Genomic DNA, 20,047 nt, shown 5'->3' with positions numbered 1-20,047 from the left:
AATATCCCAGTGCCACTAAGCTAACTAGAGCTGGTCACCTGATGATGGTATCGATTAATTAACTTAAGATAAGAAAATAATCTATGAACGTTTTAACTGTTGACTATACCGCGAGCGACGCGCCAGAGCGCTTTGTTGAATCTTTGCATAACACCGGTTTTGGAGTTTTGACCAACCACCCGATTGCCAAAGAAAAAGTTGAGGCGATTTATGAGTCTTGGTATCAGTTTTTTTTGAGCGATGCTAAAGATGAATTTTTGTTTGATCCAAAAACTCAAGATGGCTTTTTCCCAGCATCAGTCTCTGAAGTAGCCAAAGGCAACAACATTAAAGATATTAAAGAATACTTTCATGTTTACCCTTGGGGCAAGATGCCACAGCACCTGCAAGCGCAAATCATGGAATATTACGCGTTAGCCAATGAACTAGCACAAGAGTTATTGGGTTGGGTTGAAACTCATACTCCGAGCGACATTGCTAAAAATTACAGCCAATCGTTGCCGTCGATGATCCAAGACAGCGATGGCACCTTGTTGCGTATTTTACATTACCCGCCAATGACGGGCGCTGAAGAGCCTGGCGCAATCAGAGCCGCCGCTCACGGTGATATTAACTTGCTAACAATTTTACCTGCGGCCAATGAGCCTGGTTTACAAGTTATCGCCAAAGATGGCACTTGGGTCGATGTACCTTGTGATTTTGGTAATATCATTATTAACATTGGTGATATGTTGCAAGAAGCTTCTTGTGGTTATTTCCCATCAACGATTCATCGCGTGATTAACCCGAGCGGTGAGCGCAGCGAAAAGTCGCGTATTTCGTTACCATTATTCTTACATCCGAACCCTGAAGTAGTATTATCTGAGCGTTACACTGCTGGCAGCTACCTCGATGAACGGTTACGAGAATTAGGCGTAAAGCCATAAATTAAGCAAAAAACCCTGAATTGATTAAAAAAGACGCATTTTTGCGTCTTTTTTTTGTGACTTATGAAAAAGTACTTGTGTAACGGTGCCGCGCTGTAAATAATAAATATGAGCTATTTTTATCCAAGGCGATTGAAGTTTAGTTATTGATCCCAATATAAGAATGATAACTGTTTGTCGATCCCAAGTAAGAGGGCGAATTATGCCATTAGAGCGCTTAGAACGCATCAATATCCCAGTACTACCTTTACGCGACGTTGTCGTGTATCCCCACATGGTTATCCCACTGTTTGTCGGGCGCGAAAAATCCATTCGTTGCTTAGAGACCGCAATGGAGCAAGACAAATTAATTTTATTAGTCGCGCAAAAAGATGCTGATGTTGATGAACCAGAATTAGACGAAATTTATCAGGTCGGTACAGTTGCAACTATCTTGCAACTATTAAAATTGCCAGACGGTACCGTAAAAGTACTCGTTGAAGGTAACCAACGTGCCCGGATCAATAAATTATATAATGAAGACGACCTAATCAGTGCCGATGCTCAGTATATTGTGACTCAGGCGCTCGACGATTTGGAACAGGAAGTCTTAATTCGCACCGCGGTAAGCCAGTTTGATGCTTACATTAAGCTCAATAAAAAAATTCCGCCTGAGGTTCTGACTTCGCTTGCTGGCATTGAAGATGCAGCTCGTTTAGCCGACACCATGGCCGCTCATATGACCTTAAGCCTTGAAGACAAGCAAAAAGTCATTGAGCTAGAAGGGGTCAACGAGCGTTTGGAATATTTGCTAACCATGATGGAGTCAGAAATTGACTTGCTGCATATGGAAAAGAAAATCCGTTCTCGGGTTAAAAAGCAAATGGAAAAATCGCAACGTGAGTATTACCTCAATGAGCAAATGAAAGCGATTCAAAAAGAAATTGGTGAGTTAGACGACACACCAGATGAAATGGAAGAGCTGGCACAAAAAATTAAAGACTCTGGCATGACCGCAGAGGGCAGAAAGAAAACTGAAGCTGAACTACAAAAACTTAAAATGATGTCGCCGATGTCGGCTGAAGCAACCGTGGTACGCAGTTATATTGACTGGATGTTATCAGTACCCTGGAAAAAACGCAGCAAGGTTAAGAAAGACTTAACTAAGGCAGAAGTGGTTCTTAATACCGACCATTACGGCTTAGACAAAGTTAAAGAACGTATTTTAGAGTATTTAGCAGTACAGTCGCGAGTACGTCAATTAAAAGGACCCATTTTATGTTTGGTCGGTCCTCCAGGGGTTGGTAAAACTTCATTAGGACAGTCTATTGCTAAAGCGACAGGTCGTCACTATGTGCGAATGGCGCTAGGTGGCGTACGTGATGAAGCCGAAATTAGAGGTCATCGACGAACTTATATTGGTTCGATGCCAGGCAAAATAATCCAGAAAATGGCAAAAGTTGGGGTTAAAAACCCACTATTCTTGCTTGATGAAATCGACAAAATGGCGTCAGATATGCGTGGTGACCCCGCTTCTGCCTTACTTGAAGTGTTGGATCCAGAGCAAAACAATAGCTTTAATGATCACTATCTTGAAGTCGATTATGATTTGTCAGATGTAATGTTTGTCGCGACGTCTAACTCAATGAACATTCCAGGCCCTTTGCTTGACCGCATGGAAGTAATCCGATTATCGGGTTACACCGAAGATGAAAAACTTAATATCGCCATTAAACATTTATTGCAAAAACAAATTGAACGTAACGGCCTAAAAAGCACAGAAATCGAAATAACCGAAAGCGCGATTATGGGTATTATTCGTTATTATACTCGTGAGGCCGGAGTTCGTTCGTTAGAGCGTGAAATATCAAAAATTTGTCGTAAAGCGGTCAAGAGAATTTTACTTAAGAAAGTCACAGGCAAAGTTATTGTTGACGGTGAAAACCTGAATGAATTCTTGGGTGTTCAACGTTTTGATTATGGCAAAGCCGGTGAAAAAAGTCAGATTGGTCAAGTTATTGGCCTAGCATGGACCGAAGTTGGTGGCGAGCTACTGACCATTGAGACAGCATCTGTGATTGGTAAAGGCAAACTCAACTACACCGGTTCGCTTGGTGATGTCATGAAAGAATCAATTCAAGCAGCGATGACGGTGGTGCGCTCGCGTGCAGATAAGCTGCGGATTAATTCTGATTTCTACGAAAAACGCGATATTCATGTGCATGTGCCCGAAGGCGCTACGCCTAAAGATGGCCCGAGTGCTGGCATCGCAATGTGTACCGCCTTAGTTTCTAGTTTAACCGGTAATCCGGTGCGTGCTGATGTCGCCATGACAGGTGAAATTACCTTGCGCGGTGAAGTATTGCCGATTGGTGGCTTAAAAGAGAAACTATTAGCAGCCCATCGTGGTGGAATTAAACGCGTTTTAATCCCATTTGAGAATGAAAGAGACCTTGAAGAAATTCCGGCAAATGTCATCGGCGACTTGGAAATTTTCCCTGTTCGTTGGATTGATGAGGTATTAACACTGGCGTTAGAGCATGATCCACAAGGTTTTTCGGTACAAAGTGCTCAAAATACAACAGAAATGCAGAATAAATAGATAAAAAACACCAAATAGCTAAAAAAGTAGTTTTAAATAGTAAAAATTGTGGTAGCCTAGCTTCTGTCGAATTGCTCTGATAACCTGCTATAGCTTGATATAGCTTGGCTGTATTCAGGACAGAACGGACACTTTTTTAAGCTAGGTGAATTTTATTTACCTAATAATATAAAGACACAGCTCAGGAAATTAAGCTGCTGTAACAAGAAAAATTGAAGGGGATAACATGAATAAATCGGAACTAATTGACCAAATTGCAAGTGGTGCAGATATCTCTAAAGCGGCAGCTGGCCGTGCACTGGACTCTTTCATCGACGCAGTTACTGGCGCATTAAAAGAAGACGATAAAGTTTCTCTAGTTGGTTTTGGAACGTTCGAAGTTCGCCAACGTGCAGCTCGCACTGGCCGTAACCCACAAACGGGTGCTGAAATTAAAATTGCAGCGGCTAATGTACCAGCTTTTAAAGCCGGTAAAGCTCTTAAAGATGCAGTAAATAGCTAAGATTGATAACTTCAATCAGCTAAGAAAAAGCCGCTATTAAAGCGGCTTTTTGCATATCTAAAACCAGGGTTTTAGATGGCTTACACTAGATTTTACTGGTAATATATTCCGTTGTTATTAAATGTTTTTTGACCCGTTTAATTGAACCGATGGCTGTTCAATGCGCCAAAATATAGCTGGCAAACTGGTTAAAAGTTAAATGGATAAAATAAGTAGGAAGAGGCTCAAATGTTAGAAAAAATACGTGATGGTTCGCAAGGGATTGTTGCCAAATCAATTCTTGGTGTTGTGATTTTATCATTTGCCCTCGCAGGTATTGGTAGCTATTTAGGCAGCAGCACCGCAGTACCCGCAGCAGTTGTTAATGGCGTCGAAATCAGTTCGGCTGAACTAGAGCAACAATTTCAGCAAGAACGTTCTCGCTTGCAAAACCAATTTGGCGAAATGTTTCAAGCAATTTCATCTGACGATGCCTATATGGCTCGGATCCGTCAAGGCGTGCTTGAGCGATTAGTTGCTGATCAGTTAATTGAACAGATGGCTCAAAAAATGGGCTTGAGAGTGGGCAATGACGAAATTAAACAAGCCATTGTTGCCATGCCTGAATTTCAAGTTGACGGTCAATTTGACAACGATCGTTATTTAAGTTTAATTCGTCGCGCCGGTTATCGTGTTGAGCAGTTCCGCGAAAAACTTCGCCTAGACATGACTCGTCAGCAATTAATGACTGCCGTGATTGGAACTGACTTTGTCCTAGAAAATGAAAGTCTTGCGACAGCGACATTAGAGCAACAGCTGCGTGATATTCGTTATATAGAATTAAAGACACAAGATTTCAATCATGACATCGATATTTCAGAACAACAAATTAGTGATTATTATGAACTAAACAATGGTCAGTTTAAAACTCAGGAACTAGTTAGTTTACAATATGTTGAATTGAAAGTAGCCGATCTAATGGATCAAGTTAGCGTTAACGATGACGCGATTCAAGCGGCCTATGAAGAAAACATTACCCAGTATCAAACTGATGCACGTCGTAAGGTATCACATATCTTAATCGCGACTTCTAGTGACGATGCGGCTGATAAAGCAAAAGCACAATCTGTACTTGATAAGCTTAACGCTGGCGCAGAGTTTGCACAATTAGCTAAAGAGTTATCAGATGATAGCTTTAGTGGCGAAAACGGTGGTGATCTGGACTGGATCGAACCAGGTGTGATGGATCCTGAATTTGAACGTGCTGCATTTGCACTCACGAAAGGGCAGGTATCACCACTGGTAAAATCAGAGTTCGGTTATCATGTCATCAAAGTGACAGATCTTGAACCACAAACGACGACACCATTAGCTCAAGTTACAGATGCTATTCGTTTACAACTGGAACAGGCTGAAGCGAAAGAATTATTTTATGAAGCGCAGCAGCAACTGGCTGATTTAAGTTTTGAAATACCTGAAAGCTTAGATGAAGCCGCTAGTAGTATTGGCGCTACAGTGAAAGAAACAGAGCTGTTTTCACGTGCAAACGTGCCAGCAACAGTGAATTTCGCAGCCGTTGTTACCAGTGCATTCTCTGAGGCAGTGTTAGTTGACGCGGTTAACTCTGATGTTATCGAAGTGACACCAGAACACCATATCGTTATTCGTCTGAAAGAGCACCAACCAAGCGAAATCAAGCCACAAAGCGATGTGTCAGCACAAATCACCAGTATATTAGCGTATCAAAAATCTGCTGAGTTAATTAAAACGACGGCTCAACAATTCTTAGCCAGTTGGAATGAAGGTAAAGAAGTAGCGGACCAAGCTGTTAGTCAACAATCAGCCCTTTCTCGTCAGTCTCGTGATATCGACCCAGCTATTGTTAAAGCAGCCTTTAGTTTAGCTAAACCTGCCGATGGTAAATTTGCTAATATCTTAGTGACGACAACAAACGGTCAAGCGATTGTATCGTTAACCGGTGTTAGCGAAGCGACAGATTTAACAGCACAGTTACCAAATGTATTAACAAGGTTACAGCGTTTACAGTCTGACACTAATTATCGTTCATTTATCCAATCGTTAAGACTTGAAGGAAGCGTTACTTACCCTGCGTCATAAGACGATAGAGTATAACGTTAAATTATAAGTAATAAAAATCCCGCTCGTTTAACTGAGCGGGATTTTTTTTGTCTGCGATTTAGTGCAACCGCTGTTATATCGATTATACCAATTACGTTAAATACATTTGGCCGGCTTGGGTAAACCAGCAATTCGGGTCGCCTGCTTCGCGGGGCCTTTAGGGAATAAACCATATAAATAACGGCTATTACCTTTTTCCGGTCCGTATTTCTTAGCCACAGCTTTTACCAGCATGCGAACTGCAGGGCTGGTATTAAACTCGATATAAAATTGACGAATGAATAACACAACTTCCCAGTGCTCCTCAGTCATTGTAATGCTTTCAAGCGAAGCAATATGAATGGCTAGTTCTTGACTCCAATCATCTAAATTGAGTAGATAGTCGTGTTTGTCGACGGCATACTCGATGCCTTGATAATTAATTGCTGACATGCTTTATCTTCTGTTGTTACCAGTTTACAAGGGGCTGATGCGTTAAAGTAAGTGCTACGAACTGAGCGTAGCTAATAATTTCGATTGTGTCATTAACCTGGTTGGTTAATCCGCGGGCTGTTAAATCATCGGCTAAGGCATAAATTTTATGATAATCGGTCAGTGGTAAAGGTAGCGTAGCTGCGATAACCGCGTCCTGGGTTAAAATAATGCTGGCGTGCTCAATAGGTCCGGGCAACGCTTTTATAAATGGGCTTTTAGTCAGGATCAATAACATCATTAGAAATTCACCACTTGATCGTAACGTGCTAATTGGGCAAACCACTGCTGGGGCGTTAATACTTCGCCTACAATCAACAAACTCTGTGGGTCGAGATTGCGCTCAGTGAGTGATTGCTGACAAAAGTAAATATCTTCGATATCGTACAAGCCGAGTAAACCAAACATCTTGCTGATGTCTTTAGCCCCATTACTTGCAGGGGCTTGGTCCTTGAGCAATTGATATAATCCATCACCGACAAAAAACAACGCAACGGGGCGGTCATAGCTAGCATTAGCCAACAGCAGATCGATAGATTCTCGGTAATTACTGGTGCCATAAGGCGCGGATGAATTGATAACAGCTAAATTTTTCATCAGAGCTCCTAAAATTGAATCAGTTTATCGGCTTTGGCTGAGCTGGTTACAAACTCGCCAAGGCCACCAAGGCGAAAGCCTGCCGCTAGATTATCACTGGTTAGCTGTTGCTGCTGGGATAAGTCAGGATCAACCACACCACGACGTAATGATGCCGCAACGCAGGTAATAAGCTCAACTTGATGAGCTTGATGCAACTGCTGCCATTGCACCAATAAATTAGTCTCGTCACTAGCAGGGCTATTTAGACGATTACTTGCATAGATACCGGCTTGATAAAAAAAGACTTGAGTGAGAATTTGACCCGACTCGAGCAGCGCAGTGGCAAACTTTAACGCACTATGGGCGCCTTGGCTTTGCGGGTCACTATTGACAATAAGTACAAAACTTTGGGGCATTATGAACCTTGGTATAAAGCAAAAAAAAACTCCGCGATAGCGGAGTTTTGATTATACGTTTTTTCTAACCATTAATCATCTGAAAAGCCAAGTAGGGCAAGTAGGTGAATAAAGATGTTGTAGATGTTTAAATACAAAGAAACAGTTGCGCGAATATAGTTAGTTTCGCCACCGTTAATGATGCGGCTGGTATCAAACAAGATAAATCCAGACATCAACATCACTACTGCTGCGCTAATGGCTAAGCTCATCGCAGGAATAGCCAAGAAAATGTTAGCAATCATTGCAACAACAACAACCATCATACCAACAAACAAGAAACCATTAAGGAACGAGAAGTCTTTCTTAGTGGTTAATGCGTAAGCAGACAAACCAAAGAAAATAAGTGCGGTGCCGCCAAGAGCTTGCATTACAATCTCTGTACCGTTACTAAGGGCTAAATAATGACTTAGGATTGGACCTAAGGCCATGCCCATGCAACCGGTAAATACGAAGGTCCAAAAAAGGCCAGCGGCGGTGTCAGCTTTTTTGTGAACAATAAATAGGCTAATGAAACCAGCGATTAAAAAGCCGAAATAGCCAATGGTGCCTAAATTGATTTGGAAACTAATGAATGCGGTAACTGCACTGAAAGTTAACGTCATCGCTAACAGTGAATAGGTGTTACGCAGAACTTTGTTAATCGACAGGGCCGATTCATTACTGGCGCTATATGCCGTGCGGTGTTCCATAGATTTACTCCGTAGTTATAATTTAAAATACTTTCGCATGATGTAAGTATAGACACCAATAGTATTAACTCATTGCTACTATAACACAAGATGCAAATTGTCATAATATGACAGAGTTACTTAAGCTATTCGACGTAAATTTGACCAATTAGTTTCGTTTTATTGAAATAGTTATTTTGAGGCTTGCATTCATCTAATATTGCTATATTATACGCCTCGCTGGAGAGATGGCAGAGTGGTCGAATGCACCGGTCTTGAAAACCGGCATGGGTTTATAGCCCATCTAGGGTTCAAATCCCTATCTCTCCGCCATTATTTAGAAAAGCCGTTTATTCGAAAGAGTAAGCGGCTTTTTGCTGTTTAGGAGTCTATCAAGACTGCGGGTTTATAGCACAGCTCCTAAGATAGGGTTCAAATCCTCATTCGTGCGCCACTAACCTTTCGTCTTCAGCTTGTTTTTTCACTGAATAAGTGAAATATATAACAACAGGTATTACAAGGAATATCAGCTGTAGTGAAATAGACTCAATGCTTGGAAAAATACCTAACCAGCCGATACTTGGCAGCCACTCGAGATACGAGCTTGATAACCAACCTGCGATCTGTAATTCCAATACCGCTTTACCAGCAAAAATAACTGACAGTGCATAGAGTAAACTTGCTGTCCCGGTAAAAAATTGTTTTAGTGGTAATCGAACCGAAAGCTGAAAAATAAGGAAATAGATCACTGCTAATAAAAGTAACGCTATACCAAATCCTGCTGCAATAGGCTCCATAGCGCCGTCAACATCGGCAACTAATGCTTGATAGAACAAGATAGTCTCGGCCCCTTCACGGTAAACGGCAAAAAATGCGACAGAGATTATGGCAAATAGGTTACCGCCATTAACTGCGTCGCCAAGTTTATTATGAATAAAGCCTTGCCATTGCTGCATTTCTCGCCGCGAAAACAACCAAAAACTAACATAACTGAGTAATATCCCAGCCAGCAACATGGTGGCACCCTCAAGCGCCTCTTTTGCCGCACCACTATGGCTAATAATACTTTGCAGCACCCAAGCTGTGACGATGCTAGCCAGCAAAGCCGCTATCACACCACACCAAATAAATGGTACTTTGTCTACCGCGCCGGCTTTACGCAGGTAAGCAATCAGGGCGGCAACGACCAATAGAGCTTCTACCCCTTCTCTAAGTAAAATTAATAAAGACTGTATCGCGATAGACCAAAAGCTAGCGTTTTTGTTTTCAATCATTGGCACATTAACCAGCTTTTCTCTTAATTTCTGCCATTGGTCCTGAACTGCGCTTTTGCTCTTGCCGTTAACTGCCGAATTTATTAACACACCAAAACCAATTTCGATGTCGATCATCGCTTGCTGATCGGCTTGTCCCACGGCAAACTCAAGTCCCTGGCCTTCAAAACCTCCGAAATATAGTTTAGAAAAACGGTCGCCATAAGTAAGTGATTGAGCCGGATCATAGGTATTACTTGTTTCGTCGCCCAATTCAATCACCGCGCTCATCACCGCCGGATAATCTGTCGCAGCTATGGCTGATGTCGCAGTTAAACTGAGCATCAGCAGCATAATAGCTGAGGTTAGACTGACCGTTCTTGTTGTTTTATCCCAAGTTATGGTTAAGCTGCTACAACATAGCTGATAAACGTTTGATATCACGATTTAACTCCTTAATCTGATTTGCATTTAACGTGCCTCGATAACGAATATCGATATATTGATTAATAACCACTTCAAGCGCAGGGTAAAGCTGAGGGTCCGTTGTTTGTAGCCGTACTAGCCAATGATTGGGGCACTCATGCGCTAAACAGTGCAGCTCACGTTTTTTCAGCGCTTGGTTGAGGCGCTCAAATGCTTTAACAACGGGATCTTGTGGTTCGCGTTTTATATTGATGACTAGCCCGTATAAAACAAACAACAGCAACAAGCCCAACGTGGCCAGCGCCAATAAGCTTTTCCAGTCTATGTTGGTAAAACCCGTTTTATGCATCAATTCAATTTGGCGGTCGGGATTGTAATTGAAAATCCAAGTTTCAATGCCAGAGCCCAATGAATTGAGCCAGCCTATTCCACGATCGCGTTGCGGGGGATTTTTCTTAACAGACGCCTTAATTGCAGCTTTCTTTGGTGTTGCTGCCGATTCTGCGGCTGCTACTGTGCTAGGTTTTGGCTGTGCCACAGTTTTCGTTTTAGTCGCTGGTTTTTTATCAACTGGCGGCGATACAAAATCTTTTGCTTCTATCCGTGACCAACCGCTTTTATCATCCCAGGCTTCAACCCAAACATGGGCATTAGCCTGACGAACGACAATAAAGTTGGTTAAGGCAATCAGACTGCCACCACGATAACCTGAAACTAGTCGAGTCGGTACACCAGCTGCGCGCAGTACTATAGCCGTAGTACTGGCTAAATGTTCTATGCCACCTTCTTTACGGTCAAAGAAAAATTCATCGAGACTATTGGTGTATTCTTTTATCTCAGGAGTTAGGGTGAGGATATAACCTCCTGTAGCCAAATGAATACGCAGAGCCTGTATACGCTGCTCGGCCGTTGGATATTGCGATAATAACTGCTGCCCCCAAGCCACTAACCTTGGATTTGAATCTTGAGGTAGCGCGGTATATTTGTTGCGTTGTGCTTTGTTTAGCGGGCGGCCACCGCTATATTCAAGCCAAGCCTTTTGCCCGTAGTTAAACTCGGTAAATAACTTTCTAATGCCTAACATCTGAAAATCTTCCGAGATAAAGCTTTCAGTGCTACGGCCAACTGGCATATCTAATGCGTAAAGAAAACGGCTGTTATTAGGAGATACTCGGGCTTGATAACTGACTAACTCAGATTTAGCCGTGAGGGTTTTCTCTAAGCTATCTTTTCCTTTGAACGCTCGTTTGAGTAATTTTGAACGGTTATCCCAGCCATCATCTAGGCTCCACTGCGTACCGTCATAATGGTCAAATACTGGGCCTCGCCAATATAAACGGCTTTTATAAGGTGTTGCATTCTGAAACTCTGCGACTAACACCGGGGCATCGCTTTGCTTCAAGCGGGAAACTTGGCCAGCCCTTAGTGTTCCTTTAATGCCTTTTTCTCGGTCGTTTTGATCAACCATTAATGATATCGGCAGGCCTATGACTATCCCTAAATCCCATAAGGGTCCTTGAATCCGAGGAAAAGTTACAAACAACATGGCTGTTAATGGCAATGCCAGAGTAAATAATTTTAGTGCAAATAAGCTCGAACGTGGTGATAAGCGTTTTCTGCTTTCAAGGCCATGTAAGGCGGTTAAAAACAGCAATACTCCAAATATCAAGTAAGTCACTACCGCCAGCCCACTTAAATACCTGCTGCTAACAGCGCTAAGAATTAAAGCACCATAAAGTACCAAATAAAGATCTCGAACCTGATGACTTTCTAGCCACTTTAGCGCCAAAATAATCACAAAAGCCCCGACAAAATTATCGCCAGTAAACCAAGGGGCACCACGAATATAAAATGATAAAGCAGCGGTTAATAATAAGCCCATGGTTATCACTAATTGCAGCAAGCGTGATGTTTGGGTGTTTAAGGAAAAAATGGAGCTTTGCAGCAGTGGACCTAATATCAGCGCCAGCACAACAATCAGCGATTGCTCCCATGACAATGAGCTTAGGAGCGGTAGCAGGGCATAAACGAGCAAGGCCATCACGCCAAGAAACTTAAGCTTAAGATTACTTATCTTAATGTTCATGGGCTTTCCTCAGAACTGGCCTGAAGAGGCATCATAGATAACTGATATAAACACTGGTGTAAATGGCTGTAGCTATTGGCTGGTCCGGCGTTAAAGTCAGGCAATCGCAAACCAAATTCGGTACCTTGCTGGTGATAATCAATTATCCAACGGCATAAGCTGCTGATCCGCTGCTCGTAGTTCATGTCTATGGTGTCATTCCAGTCAAGCCATACCGAAGCATCACCAGAGCCGCCATCAAATAACTTAACTTGCAACTGATCAAGTCGCGCCATGGCACGCCAGTCAATACGCCGGGCATTATCACCGGCTTGATACTCTTTTAATCCGACTAAAGAGTCTGCATCGTTATGCAGATGAGCTTCGTTACCTTCAACAGCATGTCGTGGCGAGCAGGGCGCGACAGCTTCGGGATAAATCACCACCGCAGGTAGTTCCATTAAATTTCGTGCACTATCAAAAAATCCTAACGGCCAGCGACTGCTAATTCTTAATATTGAAGCCTTATGTAAACCACGTTTACCCGTGATATCGTTAAGTAACCATTGCTGTTGCTGTTTGCAGTTAACGTCGGCTACTGGTTTGCCGTTGGCTGAAAGGTCAAGGTGATCTCGCTTTGCTTGGTCGATCACATCAATTTTAAAGTCAAGCGATTGGCCCGCATGGACGGGCTCAACATTGACGTTTAGCCCGCTAAGCGCCTTAATATTAATAATATTGAGCCAAAAACAGACAATCATGACGCCAACAAAAATAAAACACAGCGTAAACAATAAATTACTGTTGTAATTGACGCCAAATAAAAACAGTACTAGCACAGAACACAGCATACCTAAGCCATTGAGGGTTAGTGAAACCCTAAATACCGACTTGAAAGCTGATTTTTGATGGTCTTTCATCGCGGAATCGCAACCTGCTTTAGAATAATATCGCCAATAGATTCAGAACCAGAACCTCCTTGCCTAGGCTGTAAACGGTGCCCCGCAACCGCCGAGAATACCGCCTGAATATGTTGAGGCATTAACGTATCAGCGTTTTCTAACCAAGCCCATGCCTTTGCCGCATGCAGTATTGCTAAGCCACCACGGGTTGAAATGCCATTGATAAACATTGTCGACTGGCGTGTAAATAAAAGTAATTCATATAAGTAACTTAGTACATGCTCGGAACAAACGACTTTAGCAGCGGCTTGTTGAAATGCTATAAGTTGAGCGGTCGTGAGCATAGGCTGCTGGTTTTCAAGCAGCTGCCGTCGACTTTTGCCAGATAAAATCTCTATTTCCGCAGAGCGGCAAGGGTACCCCATGTGAATACGCATCATAAATCGGTCTAACTGACTTTCAGGCAAAGCTGATGTGCCAATTTGCTCTAACGGATTTTGTGTAGCAATGACAAAAAAAGGACTAGGTAATGGGCGAGTTTCTCCCTCTAAACTTACTTGTTGTTCCTCCATCGCTTCTAGTAACGCACTCTGAGTTTTGGGTGAAGCACGGTTAATTTCATCAGCAAGCAATAACTGGCTAAACACGGGTCCTGGAATGAAACGAAAAGCCGACTTTTCTTTTTCATAGATCGAAGCACCCAGTAAATCAGCTGGCAGTAAATCATTGGTGAATTGAACCCGCTTATACTCCAAACCCAATACTTTAGCCAAGGAATTAGACAACACGGTTTTTCCCATTCCTGGTAGATCATCAATCAACAAATGGCCGTTAGCCAAAAGGCAAGTTAGCGATAATTTTACTTGTGTTGATTTGCCTAGTATCAGGTGGTTTAACTGCTCGTATACGTCGCTTAATTCATTACGTATGCCGAGGTTCTCAACGGGAGATAGTTTTGCAGTCACAATTAGCGTCCTTTTTTAGACCTTTTCAGGTATTAATTCATTGCGATTTGGATTATGAGGCTCAAATAAGCTCAATAACACAATTAGAAACCGGGTTGTTTACGGGCCAGAAATTGTGCTTTGTTGATTCAATAATTAGTTTTAGAGTGTTGGGATTGGCAATATTGCCGGTGTGGTGGTATCTAAGAGATCCCCTGAATTTTTAAGAACAGGAAGGTGATCAAGGGATTGAGTAGTGTTCATTATTTGACTCCATAAATAGGGCAAAACACTGTGCTCAACATCTCAACTTAAGCAACAGCATTACAACAAGCGACCTGAAATGGGTTGTCAGTAACACACAAAATTAATAACTGGTAATTCAACCTATTACAAAAATCCGGCAAATAATAACAGCAATGATTATTGTTATCAATTGGGTGTGTAGAAAAAACACATCTTAACCGCAAGTATCAAAATCTAAAATAATACCAATTCCACTAAATTTATGATCTTGTTGTGCGTGGAGAAAATTAATTTAGACAAGGCGCAATAACAAAACGAACCAGGCTAGATTTGAAACTAATATGTCGTTTTTTAGAATGTTAACAACAAAACACATAAATGATAATGGTTTGTATTCACATTTTAGCTTAATGACGTTAAGATATGATTTTGTTAACTTAATCAATTAGAGTTGTAATCATGACAGAGATAGAAGTGTTGTTTCTTGCTCAATTATTTAGGAATTATACCGTTGGTTTGTGTTTAGGTGTGTCGACCATTGCTATGACATTTTATTTTTATGTCGTGGCTAAAGGGCATACTGATGCATCACAAAATGCGATGATGCACATTGTTTATACTGTTCTGCGAGTTGGCATGGTATTGGTGATGAGCTCTGAAATTACAATGTGTATCTATCATTATCACGTCAATAATTACATTTATTGGACTGATAATCCTGAGCTGTTAATTCGGCTAACTATATTTGGCGTTATCGTGGTTAATGCCATTGCTATGCAATACCGAAAAATTTCGATGTGGCTTGGGCCCATTTTTGCGGGCGGCTCATGGTATAGCTACTTTTTCTTTAGTGTTTGGATCGAAACCGAATCAACTTATTTAACCCTATTACTAGGTTATGCTGTTTGGCTTAGCGTGTTTGGTACGCTGCTAACATTATTAAGATTTGTACTTACCCGCAAGCAAAAGACCTACCTTGGTGATGGCTCATATATCACGGTAGGGAAATAACAATGAACACGGAATCTAATCAAACCTCAGAGTTAGTCGAGCCAAAGCCAACAACTTTTATTAATGCTTTTTATCTCGGTTTGTTGGTGCTGTTGATTAGCGTGGCGGTATTAGCCCGACAAATATATATCTCTATTTACATGCCGTACACGGGTTATGGTGATGCCGATATGAGTTACTTAACGCGAGAGTTAGCGGCCAGTTTAAGCGCGGGCGATCTCACGCATTTTCATTCTAAAGACAAGGCATTTGAACAAGAAGCACCCAATTTGTCATGGGGGTTGTCAGCGGCATTTGACCGCGGCGATGGCATTTTCGAACGTCCTTTTGCCCCAGCTCAACGCCCCGGCTTTAGTTATAATGCCGATGGCTTAGGGCCAATATTTAATCATAATGCTTGTGAAAGTTGTCACGTTGGTGATGGCCGTGCTAAACCGCCGGCGGGTCCACATGAAGCACTTGACGGTGGGTTTGTTCGGGTTTCAATTCCTGGTACCGGTCCTTACGGTGAGTCGTTAAGTCCTAAAGGTTATGGTCACCAAATAGGAGACCGTGCCATCGACGGCGTTAAGCCAGAAGCAACCGTGCGAATAAACTGGCTTGAAACCGCAGGTCAATTTCCTGATGGTGAAACCTACTCATTGCGCCGTCCTGAGTTTCTGTTAACCGACCTTGCTTACGGCCCAATGCCCGATGATGCTATTTTTGAACTTAGGATGGCACCGCCAGTGCACGGTTTAGGATTGTTAGAAGCTATTCCTCAAGCGACATTACTGGCATGGTCAGATCCAGACGATGCCGATGGTGATGGTATTTCTGGTCGTCCTAACTATGTATGGGACCTTGAACGTGGTGGTAAAGTGATGGGTCGTTTTTCATGGAAAGCCAATGCGTTTGACGTACGGCAGCAATCAGCTGCAGCGGCTTATAACGACATGGGCGTTAACAATGAGCTATTCCTGTATCGTTATGATGATCAAAGCAAAACCCATAAAGCTCGCCAGAATTGCGAACCGGAACAAATTAGTTGTCTCAATGCCGTTGATAGTTTGGACTTTGAACTTAGCCCGGCTCAGTTGCGGGACGTTACTACTTATCTCCAGCTACTTGGCGTCGTTTACCGCCGAAATATGGACGATCCACAAGTGCAAAAGGGCGAGCAGTTGTTCCACGAAGCCGGTTGTGCTGGCTGTCATAAATCGGTAGTTAAGACTGGTAAGCATGAAATATCTCGACTAGAAAACCAGCTTATTCGTCCTTACAGTGATTTGTTGTTGCATGACATGGGCAAAGGGTTATCTGGGCGCCCAGACTTTGAAGCGACCGCGCAAGAGTGGCGTACATCGCCGTTATGGGGCATAGGTGTTACAGAAGCCGTTAATGGTCACACCAACTTTCTGCACGATGGCCGTGCTCGTAATGTTCAAGAAGCCATTTTATGGCATGGTGGTGAGGCTGAAAATGCCCAGAAAAAATACACTAAGCTTAGTAAAGAAGATCGTCAATTAATGCTGACGTTTATCAATAATTTGTAAAGCTGTTAAATGACAGGCTATTGATGTTAACGAGCGATACTTTTAGTTAAAAGGGCCCGAATTCAACATGCAAGTGCACCACCAGATGATAATGTTATGTGATGATGGCATAGGCGGCAATATCTATTGAAAATATGGTGGAAAGTCTTTTGATTCTGTCAATCAGCCACTGCCGCCGATGCTCATAATTTTTGCCACTGTATTTATCTTCTCCGCACAAATAGGAGCGTTTAATACAACGATTAATCACGTGATAATAAGACGTGGCACTTAGGTCAATTAAACTGTGGCGAGCGCGAGTCATCATCAAAACCCCGATAAATAAAACACGCTTACAAGCTTAGTTCAATAATATAAAAACACCGTAATTTTTAGTAGATCAAACAAATTTTCGTGCCTGTCCCTTTTTATCTTATCGGGAACTAACTTTTTAGTTAAATATTTTTAATGTGGCAAAAAAACCATTTTGTTTTATAAATAGTGTATTTGGATTTGTATTTGAAGGCTCTTTATCTTTACAATCGGTTGTTGTGAGCTCTATTTTGTATATTTCGTATATATAATTTCCGTTCGGTATTGCGTTAGTTAATGGAATATCAGACTCTGAAAATTTTGAAAAATTTATGAGCTTGGCATAGTTTTGCTCTAAATTTACCGGATGATTTTCGGAATAGTAAACTTTGCTCGGGCTCCCACTTTCTGTTTTTATAGATAGACAAAAGTAAGCAGCTATAGTGTCTGTTTTTTTGTTTACCATAGGAATAAATACAGATTGGGAAGCAAGGCCTATCATTTTTTTGAAATTTATTAGTTCAAATTTGTTAATTAAGTGATTATTAGGTGAAGGCCTATCAATTTCGTATTTGTTAGTATCGCTCGTTATTGTTGTTAATATACGGTCAAGTCCTAAACTTTGTATCCATAAGTGATCTGTTGGGAGAGTAGGTGGTACTGGTTCTGCCGAGCCAGCATAATTCCAGCCAAAGTTGCCATCATCAGAGTTGTTGCCCCAGGCATCACGAAAAACTAAATCATTACCATTTGATTGAATATTATTGAGATAAGGACCGTCCCATTTCTCTTCCCAGATCTCTCCTAAAGCTAAATCACAATTATCTTTATTAGCAGGTATGCCAACATTTAAGTTTGTTCTACATTGATAGATTAATTCAGAAAGCGTGTAAGGCAACCTCTTCATATCATTAAAAAACCCACTTAACACAGCTTGGCTGCCGACTCGCATCATCGGGTCACCAATAATCGCAAATTTTATTTCTGCTAGGCGTTGTTTAGTTAAATCATAGCGTTGTTGGTTGCTGTTGTTGGTGTAGACTTCCATCGCCATGGTGGAGATCATTCCCATCACGGCGACTACCACAACTAATTCTAGTAGGGTGAAGCCGGAGTATTTTTTGTGGATTAATTTTTTCATAACTGCTCTATGATTTATTTATTTCTAGAATGAAAACGATATCGTCAATTTTTTTTATTTCATCTTCTGTCAATCCCGACTCATCACTTTCGTCAATGCCATTTGAACCAAAACTTTGCAAGGCAATACAACCATAACTGTTGTTGCAAAAACTATTCTCGGGGTAGTCAGTACGGTATAAATAAGGTGATCCTGAATGCTCTACCACTTTAAAATCAGCCGATTCTAGCTGATGGATCACACAATAATCTTCACCTGTGACTGTCGCTCTGTTTTGCTCAAAGCGATCGACTAAACCGGGCATGCGTTTGGTGATGCTGTGTGGATAATGAGAGTGGGGTCTAATCGCTGAAGCATTGAGGGTGGCGGTATCCATAGTGCTGCAACCGTCAGAAACTACTTGATCTTTTATTACCTGCTTTACCGCAGGAAAATCGAGATAAGGGCCATGCCAACCCATTTTACTATCCATATCCCACTTCCAAAGTTCTGTTGTGGCACCGTTATCAGGATCTCTAACTTTGTCGTTAAGCGTGCCGACTTTCCATTGACCAATGTACTTAGTGGGCTGATAAAACAGCCACCAAAAATTGGCAGGATCATTGAAATACTGATCACGATATCTATTAATACTAAAGTTAGCAGGCCAAGAGTCTGAGGTTTCAGTATGCGTTGTATCATAACTAAACGGTCCCTTACGCGGCCAATAACCCGTATCAATCTTAAAGCGTTTAATCGCATTGCTGATCCGGGTCATTTCAACGTGGGTAATAGTTTCTTGAGCATCGCGATGGTAGGTATCAACTGCCACTGATGTCATGCCTGCGAGGGCGGCTAAAATCGATACCACTACGAGTAACTCAATTAAGGTAAACCCCGTTTGTTTGGCACGTTGGCTGATACGTTTATTTAGATACATTGGTTTAGTTGTCACTTTACTCATTGGTTATGTTTTAGTTAGTTTGGTCTGTGTTTATATTACTAAATATCAATTAATTGAACCTTTAATCAAAGCTAGCAACGACCACCAAGTTCCCGCTTTTAGTTGCCTCTCTATCAATGACTGTTAGGAGAAAAATTCAGGGATGAATTTTTAGATTTCCGCGCAGGATGCGCATTGAAATCGGTTCCGTTAAGACAGACATTGATAGAGAGATAGCAACTAAACGGCGGGTCGCCTTTCTTTTGGTTACTTTTCTTTGGCGAAGCAAAGAAAAGTAACTGGTGTGCTTACGCCTAGGCTCAATTGAAAGATGATATATTTAGCACATCAAACATTCGCTGAATTCTATGGCTAGTCACACTTAATATGACATCGCAGTACTCATTGCTTTATCCACCTGCCGATACCTGCATCATTGCTTTAAAAAACGCGTAATAAACAAAGCCAACCAAGCCGCCGATTAATACCGTCATTGCCGGTTCGATCATCGCGATCATCGCCTTTAAGCGCGCTTCGGTGCGGGCCTGGTAATAATTGCCCAGTTCGTCCATCACCTGATCGAGTTCACCAGACTTTTCACCAATGCCCGCCATGTGTTTAACCATTAACGGAATTAACGGTTGGTCTAGTCCAACCGCTAAGCTTTGGCCGGCCAAAATTTGTTTGCCAGCTTTGGTAAAGCAACGCGACATGCTGGTATTAGGCATGATGTAAGCAATAACTTTTAAGGTTTCTAATACCGTAAGGCCCGAACGCAGCAACAGCGCCATGGTCATGCCGGTTTGTGCCATTGCCGATGACTTAATTGAGCTGCCAATTAAAGGGGTGCGAATGAGTACACGATCGATTAAGTCTTTGCCGCGAACGGTGGTATAAAAAGCCAAAATAAGGAACAAGCCGCCACCAAGGGTTGAAAAAATAACCACGCCATTGTCGACCATGAATTTTGAGCCATCCATCATCGCCTGTGTTGATGCTGGTAATTGT

General features: G+C 42.0%; 18 protein-coding genes and 1 tRNA gene. 7 read left to right on the top strand and 12 right to left on the bottom strand.

All coding sequences use genetic code 11. The features are described 5' to 3' along the window. Positions 1–83: 83 nt before the first annotated feature. The 4 genes from HRU23_19280 to HRU23_19265 all read left to right on the top strand — a co-directional run bounded on the left by HRU23_19280 (position 84) and on the right by HRU23_19265 (position 6,106). Entirely contained in the window at positions 84–926 is an 843-nt protein-coding gene (locus tag HRU23_19280; GenBank protein NRA56290.1) for an isopenicillin N synthase family oxygenase, read from the top strand. A gap of 202 nt (positions 927–1,128) precedes the next feature. Next, positions 1,129–3,507: an endopeptidase La gene (gene lon, locus HRU23_19275; protein NRA56289.1), complete on the top strand. Its 2,379-nt coding sequence runs from the start codon at positions 1,129–1,131 to the stop codon at positions 3,505–3,507. Between the two features lie 226 nt (positions 3,508–3,733). Continuing rightward, positions 3,734–4,009, top strand: coding sequence for an HU family DNA-binding protein (locus HRU23_19270; GenBank protein ID NRA56288.1), 276 nt, complete (start codon positions 3,734–3,736; stop codon positions 4,007–4,009). A 228-nt stretch (positions 4,010–4,237) separates the two neighbouring features. Beyond that, entirely contained in the window at positions 4,238–6,106 is a 1,869-nt protein-coding gene (locus tag HRU23_19265) for a SurA N-terminal domain-containing protein (GenBank protein ID NRA56287.1), read from the top strand. Between the two features lie 117 nt (positions 6,107–6,223). On the opposite strand, the gene HRU23_19260 is transcribed toward HRU23_19265, so the two are convergent. From HRU23_19260 to HRU23_19240, 5 genes are all read right to left on the bottom strand, one after another. Then, the gene (locus tag HRU23_19260; GenBank protein ID NRA56286.1) at positions 6,224–6,550 is read right to left on the bottom strand and encodes a TusE/DsrC/DsvC family sulfur relay protein; all 327 of its coding nucleotides are present in this window, start codon (positions 6,548–6,550) and stop codon (positions 6,224–6,226) included. A 25-nt stretch (positions 6,551–6,575) separates the two neighbouring features. Further along, positions 6,576–6,839, bottom strand: a complete 264-nt coding sequence (gene dsrH, locus HRU23_19255) for a sulfurtransferase complex subunit TusB (GenBank protein NRA56285.1) — start codon at positions 6,837–6,839, stop codon at positions 6,576–6,578. Continuing rightward, complete coding sequence (gene tusC / locus HRU23_19250) at positions 6,839–7,195, bottom strand: sulfurtransferase complex subunit TusC (protein ID NRA56284.1); 357 nt, start codon at positions 7,193–7,195, stop codon at positions 6,839–6,841. The genes dsrH and tusC overlap by 1 nt, the downstream gene beginning before the upstream one ends. An 8-nt stretch (positions 7,196–7,203) precedes the next feature. Continuing rightward, the gene (gene tusD, locus HRU23_19245; protein ID NRA56283.1) at positions 7,204–7,593 is read right to left on the bottom strand and encodes a sulfurtransferase complex subunit TusD; all 390 of its coding nucleotides are present in this window, start codon (positions 7,591–7,593) and stop codon (positions 7,204–7,206) included. A gap of 71 nt (positions 7,594–7,664) precedes the next feature. After that, entirely contained in the window at positions 7,665–8,324 is a 660-nt protein-coding gene (locus HRU23_19240; protein NRA56282.1) for a Bax inhibitor-1/YccA family protein, read from the bottom strand. A gap of 221 nt (positions 8,325–8,545) precedes the next feature. Here HRU23_19240 and HRU23_19235 point away from each other — a divergent pair. Then, a tRNA-Ser gene (locus HRU23_19235) sits at positions 8,546–8,636 on the top strand. 107 nt (positions 8,637–8,743) lie between these two features. On the opposite strand, the gene HRU23_19230 is transcribed toward HRU23_19235, so the two are convergent. The 4 genes from HRU23_19230 to HRU23_19215 are packed head-to-tail and all read right to left on the bottom strand — an operon-like array spanning position 8,744 to position 13,878. After that, complete coding sequence (locus tag HRU23_19230) at positions 8,744–10,000, bottom strand: FTR1 family iron permease (protein ID NRA56281.1); 1,257 nt, start codon at positions 9,998–10,000, stop codon at positions 8,744–8,746. Beyond that, positions 9,969–12,068, bottom strand: a complete 2,100-nt coding sequence (locus HRU23_19225) for a DUF3488 domain-containing transglutaminase family protein (protein NRA56280.1) — start codon at positions 12,066–12,068, stop codon at positions 9,969–9,971. Before HRU23_19225 ends, HRU23_19230 begins: the two co-directional genes overlap by 32 nt. After that, positions 12,065–12,967: a DUF58 domain-containing protein gene (locus HRU23_19220; GenBank protein ID NRA56279.1), complete on the bottom strand. Its 903-nt coding sequence runs from the start codon at positions 12,965–12,967 to the stop codon at positions 12,065–12,067. The genes HRU23_19225 and HRU23_19220 overlap by 4 nt, the downstream gene beginning before the upstream one ends. Beyond that, on the bottom strand, positions 12,964–13,878 hold the full coding sequence (locus HRU23_19215) for an AAA family ATPase (protein ID NRA56278.1): 915 nt from the start codon (positions 13,876–13,878) through the stop codon (positions 12,964–12,966). The genes HRU23_19220 and HRU23_19215 overlap by 4 nt, the downstream gene beginning before the upstream one ends. A gap of 720 nt (positions 13,879–14,598) precedes the next feature. On the opposite strand from HRU23_19215, the gene HRU23_19210 reads away from it, so the two are divergent. After that, positions 14,599–15,150 (top strand): hypothetical protein, encoded by a 552-nt coding sequence (locus HRU23_19210; GenBank protein NRA56277.1) that lies wholly within the window; start codon positions 14,599–14,601, stop codon positions 15,148–15,150. A gap of 2 nt (positions 15,151–15,152) precedes the next feature. Next, positions 15,153–16,685: a c-type cytochrome gene (locus tag HRU23_19205; protein ID NRA56276.1), complete on the top strand. Its 1,533-nt coding sequence runs from the start codon at positions 15,153–15,155 to the stop codon at positions 16,683–16,685. Positions 16,686–17,115: 430 nt separating this feature from the next. On the opposite strand, the gene HRU23_19200 is transcribed toward HRU23_19205, so the two are convergent. The 3 genes from HRU23_19200 to HRU23_19190 all read right to left on the bottom strand — a co-directional run. Next, positions 17,116–18,117: a prepilin-type N-terminal cleavage/methylation domain-containing protein gene (locus HRU23_19200; GenBank protein ID NRA56275.1), complete on the bottom strand. Its 1,002-nt coding sequence runs from the start codon at positions 18,115–18,117 to the stop codon at positions 17,116–17,118. A 7-nt stretch (positions 18,118–18,124) separates the two neighbouring features. Then, positions 18,125–19,051, bottom strand: coding sequence for a type II secretion system protein (locus HRU23_19195; protein ID NRA56274.1), 927 nt, complete (start codon positions 19,049–19,051; stop codon positions 18,125–18,127). Positions 19,052–19,449: 398 nt separating this feature from the next. Then, on the bottom strand, positions 19,450–20,047 hold a 598-nt coding region (locus HRU23_19190; GenBank protein ID NRA56273.1), incomplete at its 5' end, for a type II secretion system F family protein.

It is taken from the genome of Gammaproteobacteria bacterium (genome assembly GCA_013214945.1).
In the GTDB taxonomy this organism is placed as follows: Bacteria; Pseudomonadota; Gammaproteobacteria; order Enterobacterales; family Psychrobiaceae; genus Psychrobium.
Note: the sequence above shows the minus strand (reverse complement) of the source record. Positions and strands in the feature narration are given on the sequence as shown.

Bases quoted from the DNA above. Each gene is read 5' to 3' on its own strand.
- HRU23_19220 (NRA56279.1), bottom strand. From the start codon at position 12,967: ATGAAAGACCATCAAAAATCAGCTTTCAAGTCGGTATTTAGGGTTTCA.
- tusD (NRA56283.1), bottom strand. From the start codon at position 7,593: ATGCCCCAAAGTTTTGTACTTATTGTCAATAGTGACCCGCAAAGCCAA.
- HRU23_19265 (NRA56287.1), top strand. From the start codon at position 4,238: ATGTTAGAAAAAATACGTGATGGTTCGCAAGGGATTGTTGCCAAATCA.
- lon (NRA56289.1), top strand. From the start codon at position 1,129: ATGCCATTAGAGCGCTTAGAACGCATCAATATCCCAGTACTACCTTTA.
- HRU23_19205 (NRA56276.1), top strand. From the start codon at position 15,153: ATGAACACGGAATCTAATCAAACCTCAGAGTTAGTCGAGCCAAAGCCA.
- dsrH (NRA56285.1), bottom strand. From the start codon at position 6,839: ATGATGTTATTGATCCTGACTAAAAGCCCATTTATAAAAGCGTTGCCC.
- tusC (NRA56284.1), bottom strand. From the start codon at position 7,195: ATGAAAAATTTAGCTGTTATCAATTCATCCGCGCCTTATGGCACCAGT.
- HRU23_19280 (NRA56290.1), top strand. From the start codon at position 84: ATGAACGTTTTAACTGTTGACTATACCGCGAGCGACGCGCCAGAGCGC.
- HRU23_19200 (NRA56275.1), bottom strand. From the start codon at position 18,117: ATGAAAAAATTAATCCACAAAAAATACTCCGGCTTCACCCTACTAGAA.
- HRU23_19240 (NRA56282.1), bottom strand. From the start codon at position 8,324: ATGGAACACCGCACGGCATATAGCGCCAGTAATGAATCGGCCCTGTCG.
- HRU23_19225 (NRA56280.1), bottom strand. From the start codon at position 12,068: ATGAACATTAAGATAAGTAATCTTAAGCTTAAGTTTCTTGGCGTGATG.
- HRU23_19270 (NRA56288.1), top strand. From the start codon at position 3,734: ATGAATAAATCGGAACTAATTGACCAAATTGCAAGTGGTGCAGATATC.
- HRU23_19210 (NRA56277.1), top strand. From the start codon at position 14,599: ATGACAGAGATAGAAGTGTTGTTTCTTGCTCAATTATTTAGGAATTAT.